Raw genomic sequence first — 6,240 nt, 5'->3', positions numbered from 1 at the left:
GTGTGCGGGGGACGACACGGCCCACCCGGCACCTGTGGGGGCGGGAGGTTGTGCTGCCGCGTCAACCCGGCGGGGCCGGCCCGGAGGCCGGGCGGTGAACTCCGCAGCCGGCGGGGTGACGCTCGCAGCATTGTGGGCCAGCCGGCCGCCCAGGAGGGAGCCCCGGGACGGCCGGCATCGTCGTTCTGTCAGGAACCCGACAGTTGAGTCAGCTGCGGACGGCCTCGACGGCCGAGGCGAGCCGCCGGACACCCTCGTCGATCCGGTCGGCGGTCACCGCCGAGAAGGCCAGTCGGAGAGCGTGCCGCCCGCCGTCCAGCACGAAGTCACTGCCCTTGACCACGGCGACCCCGCGCTCGGCCGCCGCCGGGGCGAGCCGGTCGACCAGCACGTCCTCCGGGAACTCCACCCAGAGGAAGTAGCCACCGTCGGGCTCCACGAACCGCGCCTGCGGCAGGTGCCGGCGCAACGACTCGGCGAGCACCTGGGCCCGCTCGCCGAGCGCCGCCCGGACCGTCTCGATCGAGCGGTCGATGTCACCGGAGACGCAGAACTGGTGCACGATCGCCTGGGACACCATTCCGGGGGAGATGTAGAGGCTCGTCGCGTTCTTCGCGATGGAGGCGATCAGGTCGGCCGGGCCGACCAGGTAACCGACCCGCACACCCGGGCAGACCGTCTTGGTGAAGCTCGACGCGTGCACCACCACGTTGCGGGTGTCCAGCGAGAGCATCGACGGCAGCGCCTCGCCACGGAAGCGGATGTCCGCGTACGGGTCGTCCTCGAAGATCGTGAACTCGTACTCGGCGGCCAGGTCGAGCAGCTCCCGGCGCTTCTCCAGGGACAGCGTCATGCCGGCCGGGTTCTGGTAGTTCGGGATGACGTGCGCGAGCCGGGGGCGGACCCCGGACTCCAGCAGCTTGCGCAGCTCGGCAGTGTCCAGGCCATCCGGCTGGACGGCGATGCCGTGCAGCTCACTGCCCATCCGCTGGAGGTTGAGCAGCGTCCGGTCGTACGTCGGACGTTCCACCACCACCGCGTCGCCGGGGCGGACCAGGTGGTCGAAGAGGAACGCGTCGGCCTGAAGCGACCCGTTGGTGACCAGCACCTGGTCGGCCTCGACCCCGTGCTTCTCGGCGATCCACTTTCGCAGCGGTAGGTACCCGACGGAGGTGCCGTACGCCGTCACCCCTGCGGGGTCGGCATCGAAGGCGCGGACGGCGGCGGCCTTGAGCCCCTCGACATCGACGATGTCCAGCGAGGGAGCCCCACGGGCAAAGGAGATCAACTGCTCGGCGGTCATGGATGTTGAGCGTACGGGCGGCAGCGGGGGACGCGCGGTCGGCACGGCGATGTCCGCATCCTGAGCCACCGGGTCGGGTGACCCCACTCGACCGGTCGGCGGCAGATCAGACCGGAAGGGCGAGCGCGTCGTGCTGCGCGGCCCGGGAAAGTCCCTCCAGCCGTACGCCGAGCGCGTCGAGGAGCTGACTCCAGTCGAAGTAGGAGCGCCACGCGGTGATCCGACCCTCGCGGGCCCGGACCACGTCGGCCACCTCCCAGCTCACCAGCCGGCCGGTGGGCGCGACGGTGCCGTACGGCGAATGCAGGGTGCCGGTGTGGGTGCCGGTCAGTCGCAGCTCGACCGCGGCGCCACCGCCGGTGCGGACCGCGCCCATCGGGTCGACCCGCAGGTCTGGAAAGGCGCCGGTCCAGGTGCGCAGCAGCGCGGGCAGCTCGATCGGCCGGACCGTCACGCCCGGCATGGCGTAGAACGCCTCCGAGGCGTAGAGATCCGGCAGCCGGGCCACGTCCCGACGCAGGAGCATGTCGTACTGCTGCTCGACCAGCCGCTCCGCGTCGCGCATCGGGACCTCCCCCACGGGCCACGGCATCTCCGCGCCCGCAAGGGATGTCTACCCATCGATTCGGCCCCGCACACCACCCCCGATCAGGTCGTGGCGACCGCCTGGCTCTCCGACCAGACCCGCATGATGTCCCGGACGGAGATCACGCCGGCCACCTCCTGGCCGTCCAGCACCACCAGGTGCCGGAATCCGCCCCGGGCCATCGCGGCGGCGGCCTCGGCCACCGTCCACTCCGGCCCCGCGTAGACCACGTCCCAGGTCAGGTGGGCGCCGGTGCGTTCCACGTCGCAGTCCAGGCCGGCGCCGATGGCCTTCAACACGTCGCGTTCGGTCATGATCCCCACACCCTCGGAATCAGGGTCGATCACGACCGCCGACCCGACACCGCGGGCCGACATCATCCGGGCCGCCTGGCGGAGCGTGTGCTCCGGACCGACGACGAGGACCTGGCTGGACATCGCATCCCGTACCTGCATCACACATCACCCCTTTGGGACGGTGGCATTCGGTACGGACATGGTGGTCGGTGGATGTTTCCGGGACAAGAGCGGCATCGCACAAGCTGCGGACGCTGGCTACTGTCGGATGGTGTCCACCGAGCCCCTGCGCTGCGCCGGCGCGCTGATCGTCGACCATGACGGCCGCATCTTCTTTCAGCGCCGCTCACCACACCGACGCCTGTTTCCCAACTGTTGGGACATCGTCGGCGGCCACGTGGAGCCGGGCGAGGACATCGACGAGGCGCTGCGCCGGGAGATCACGGAGGAGACCGGCTGGGTCCTCTCCCACGTCCTGGGCCAGGTGGGCGAGTACAGCTACGTCGGCGACGACGGGCTGGCCCGGACCGAGTACGACTTCCTGGTCCGTGTCGACGGTGACCTCGACCATCCGATGCTGGAGGCCGGCAAGCACACCGAGTACCGCTGGCTGGCCGAGCACGAGGTGACGTTGCTCGACGAGCACCGCGACGTCAACGACGGGCTGATCCGGCGGATCGCGGAGGAGGGCTTCGCCGTCCTGCGGTCGATCGGTCTGTGAACACCGTCGAGCTGGCGCCCCACCGGATCGCCGGGCTGCTCGCACCGGCAGTGGACCGGACCTTCCGCGCCGGCATCCTGGCCGGCCGGGACGGTGGTGGCGCCGAGTTGTCCCAGCGCTACGGCGGAATCACGGCGACCGGCTTCCTGGTCGACCTGCGCACCCGGCTGGCCGCACCCGGTGGCACTGTCGACGGGCCCGGGTTCGCGGCGATCACCCGCTACCACGACCCGGTCGCCTGCCGGCGGACCGTGGACAAGCAGGTGGCCCACGGGATGATCTACCGCGGCCCGAACGGAGCCCTGTCCGCCACCGAGCGGGGCGGCGCCTTCCTCGCCGAGCTGTACCAGGTGCACGCCGAGGTCACCGAGGAGTTGTGGGCCGGCCACGACGACCGGGTGGCCCGGCTGGTGGCCATGCTCGGCCGACTGCTCGCATACGCCCTGGTGCTGGCCGACGAGGAGGCGAAGCCGGTCGCCTCGGCCTTCGCCGCGCTGGCGCCCCCGTACGAGCCGGACGGCACCCCGTCGGGCGTTCTGCTGCTCAACCGGCTCAGCACGCTGCGACACCACCGGGCCGACGCGCACGCCGCCGCCTGGACCGCCGCCGGGCACACCGCGTCGAGCATCGCGGCCCTGCCGGCCGGTCCCGAGCGACTCGCCATCGAACTGGAGACCGACCGGCGGGCCGCCGGCCCGTACGCCGTGCTCAGCGCGGAGGAACGCCTGACCATGCTCGCCGACCTGGCGGCATTGCCCGGCTGACCCGGTTGGCCGGAGCGGCGCACCCAGCCGGCGCTATCCTCCACCGGTGACGGGAGCAGGACTAGGGAGGATGTCGCGATGATCGGAATGGTGCTCGCGGCCGGAGCGGGACGACGGCTGCGCCCGTACACCGACACCCTGCCCAAGGCGTTGGTGCCGGTGGACGGCGAGACGACGATCCTGGACATCGCGCTGGGCAACCTCGCCGAGGTCGGGCTCACCGACATCGTGATCGTCGTCGGTTACGCGGCGGACGCGGTCCGCGAGCGGCAGGCCGACCTGGAGAAGCGGTACGGGGTCACGCTCACCCTGGTGCACAACGACAAGGCCGAGGAGTGGAACAACGCCTACTCGCTCTGGCTCGCCCGGGAGTACTTCGCGCGCGGGGTGCTGCTGGTCAACGGGGACACCGTGCACCCGGTGAGCGTGGAGAAGACCTTGCTCGCCGAGCGTGGCCCGGGCATCCTGCTGGCCGTGGACACCCTCAAGCCGCTGGCCGAGGAGGAGATGAAGACCACCTTCGACGCCGCCGGCCAGCTCACCCGGATCACCAAGATCATGGACCCGGGCGAGGCGTACGGGGAGTACATCGGCGCGACGCTGATCGAGCCCCAGGTCGCCGACGCCCTCGCCGACGCGCTGGAGGCGACCTGGCGACGGGACCCGAACCTCTACTACGAGGACGGCTACCAGGAGTTCTCCGACCGGGGCGGGGAAGTGCGGGCGGCGCCGATCGGTGACGTCCCGTGGGTCGAGGTCGACAACCACGCCGACCTGGCCCGCGCGCGGGAGATCGCGTGCCTCTACTAGCTCGGAGCGTCCTCACCCCGCTGCACATCGACGTGCGACGCGGGGCGGTCGCCGACCTGGGCGCGATCCTGGCCGACGGGCGGATCTCCTCCGGAGGCGACGTCGCGGTGGTGGTCGGCCCGGGTCAGGGTGCCCAGATCGCGGAGCTGATCCGACCGTCGCTGCGCTCGGCGGACGTGTTCACCGTCTCCGGCGGGACGCTGGACGCCGCCGACGACCTGGGCGGCAAACTCCGCGCCCGGTCGTACGACGCGGTGGTCGGCATCGGCGGCGGCAAGACCATCGACGTGGCCAAGTACGCGGCGACCCGCCGAGGGCTGCCGATGGTGTCGGTGGCGACCAGCCTCGCCAACGACGGGATCGCCTCGCCGGTGGCCAGCCTGATCACCGACGGGATCAAGGGCTCCTACGGCGTACACATCCCGATCGGGGTGATCGTCGACCTGGACTTCGTGGAGAGCGGCCCGGACCGCCACAACCGGGCCGGCATCGGCGACGTGATCAGCAACATCAGCGCGCTGGCCGACTGGGAGCTGTCCCGGCAGGTACGCGGTGAGCCGGTCGACGGGCTGGCCGCCTCGCTCTCGCGGGCGGGCGCCGAAGCGGTGCTCAACCACCCCGGCGACATGAGCGACGACGCCTTCGTGATCGTCCTCGCCGAGGCGTTGATCTCCAGCGGTCTGGCGATGGCGGTCGACGGCACCAGCCGTCCGTGCAGCGGCGGCTGCCACGAGATCATGCACGCGGTCGACTCGCTCTTTCCGGGGACCGCCTCGCACGGCGAGTTGGCTGGGCTGGGCGCGCTGTTCTGCACCTGGCTGCGCGGAGATCTCCGCCGCTTCGGGGAGATGTCGGCCTGTCTCGCCCGGCACGGTCTGCCCCGGCTCCCCGCCGAGGTGGCGCTCACCGACGACCAGTTCGTCGAGGCGGTGCAGTTCGCGCCGCGTACCCGGCCGGACCGGTACACCATCCTCGAACACCTGGCACTGTCGCCTACCGAGACCCGGGAACGGCTGGCAGACTACGCCGGTGCAATCCGCGACCAGCTTGGCTGACCCCCGTCCCACCGTCGCCGACTTCCACCGGGTGAACCGGGGCGGCGGCCTGTTCAGCGAGTCGATCAGCCAGTGGCTGGGGGCCGTCTTCGCGCTCGTCGCCCAGCGGCTCGGGCTGCGACCGACCGCGTTGACCATCACCAACCTGGTGCTCGGGCTGGCCACCTCGGTCACCGTCGTGGCGCTCGCCGGCCCGGTCGCCGCCGGGGACGTACCGGCCTGGGTGGTCGGCCTGCTCGCCCTGATCGGCTGGCAGGTGGCGTACTCGCTGGACTGCGCGGACGGGCAGCTGGCCCGGGTGACCGGCCAGGGCAGCGCGGCCGGCGCGCGCGTCGACGTGCTCTGCGACGTGGCCGCGCAGATCGCCCTGGTGGCAGCGCTGGCCGCCACCGCCGTGGCGCAGGAGCCGGGCACGCCGACCTGGCTCGTGGCGACCTTCGCGGGCACCTGGATGGTCAACCTGGTGACGTCGGTGATGCAGGCCGGCCCGAACGCGGCCAGCATGGTCACCTCGACCTCGCTGCCGGTGCGCCTGGTGAAGCTGGTCCGCGACTACGGCGCGGTGGTGTTCGTGGCCGCCGTGGTGCTCGCCGTGGCCCCCGCGCTGGTCCTCTGGGTGATGGTCGCCTTCACGATCGTCAACGGCGGCTTCCTGCTGGCGAGCATCGCCTTCTCGGCCCGCGCCTCCCTGCGCTGACCCCCCCG

General features: G+C 71.8%; 8 protein-coding genes. 5 read left to right on the top strand and 3 right to left on the bottom strand.

What is annotated here, in order from left to right; all coding sequences use genetic code 11:
- Positions 1 to 208 precede the first annotated feature (208 nt).
- From DLJ58_RS04820 to DLJ58_RS04810, 3 genes are all read right to left on the bottom strand, one after another.
- A complete protein-coding gene (locus DLJ58_RS04820) occupies positions 209 to 1,303 on the bottom strand; it encodes an aminotransferase-like domain-containing protein (RefSeq protein WP_124854043.1) in 1,095 nt (364 codons plus the stop codon).
- Between the two features lie 106 nt (positions 1,304 to 1,409).
- Positions 1,410 to 1,868, bottom strand: coding sequence for an ester cyclase (locus DLJ58_RS04815; protein ID WP_124854042.1), 459 nt, complete (start codon positions 1,866 to 1,868; stop codon positions 1,410 to 1,412).
- 83 nt (positions 1,869 to 1,951) lie between these two features.
- Entirely contained in the window at positions 1,952 to 2,344 is a 393-nt protein-coding gene (locus tag DLJ58_RS04810; RefSeq protein WP_091396882.1) for a CBS domain-containing protein, read from the bottom strand.
- Between the two features lie 109 nt (positions 2,345 to 2,453).
- Between DLJ58_RS04810 and DLJ58_RS04805 the strand changes: the two genes are divergently transcribed.
- From DLJ58_RS04805 to DLJ58_RS04785, 5 genes are all read left to right on the top strand, one after another.
- Positions 2,454 to 2,906 (top strand): NUDIX domain-containing protein, encoded by a 453-nt coding sequence (locus tag DLJ58_RS04805; RefSeq protein WP_208740852.1) that lies wholly within the window; start codon positions 2,454 to 2,456, stop codon positions 2,904 to 2,906.
- Positions 2,903 to 3,670 (top strand): hypothetical protein, encoded by a 768-nt coding sequence (locus tag DLJ58_RS04800; protein ID WP_124854041.1) that lies wholly within the window; start codon positions 2,903 to 2,905, stop codon positions 3,668 to 3,670. Before DLJ58_RS04805 ends, DLJ58_RS04800 begins: the two co-directional genes overlap by 4 nt.
- 78 nt (positions 3,671 to 3,748) lie before the next feature.
- Positions 3,749 to 4,480, top strand: coding sequence for a phosphocholine cytidylyltransferase family protein (locus tag DLJ58_RS04795; RefSeq protein WP_124854040.1), 732 nt, complete (start codon positions 3,749 to 3,751; stop codon positions 4,478 to 4,480).
- Positions 4,468 to 5,535, top strand: coding sequence for an iron-containing alcohol dehydrogenase family protein (locus DLJ58_RS04790; RefSeq protein WP_124854039.1), 1,068 nt, complete (start codon positions 4,468 to 4,470; stop codon positions 5,533 to 5,535). The genes DLJ58_RS04795 and DLJ58_RS04790 overlap by 13 nt, the downstream gene beginning before the upstream one ends.
- A complete protein-coding gene (locus tag DLJ58_RS04785; RefSeq protein ID WP_124854038.1) occupies positions 5,510 to 6,232 on the top strand; it encodes a CDP-alcohol phosphatidyltransferase family protein in 723 nt (240 codons plus the stop codon). Before DLJ58_RS04790 ends, DLJ58_RS04785 begins: the two co-directional genes overlap by 26 nt.
- Positions 6,233 to 6,240: the final 8 nt, after the last annotated feature.

Source organism: Micromonospora arida (assembly GCF_003857035.1).
GTDB lineage: Bacteria > Actinomycetota > Actinomycetes > Mycobacteriales > Micromonosporaceae > Micromonospora > Micromonospora arida.
The sequence above is the reverse complement of the archived record's forward strand: the minus strand, read 5'-3'. Positions and strand labels throughout refer to the sequence as shown.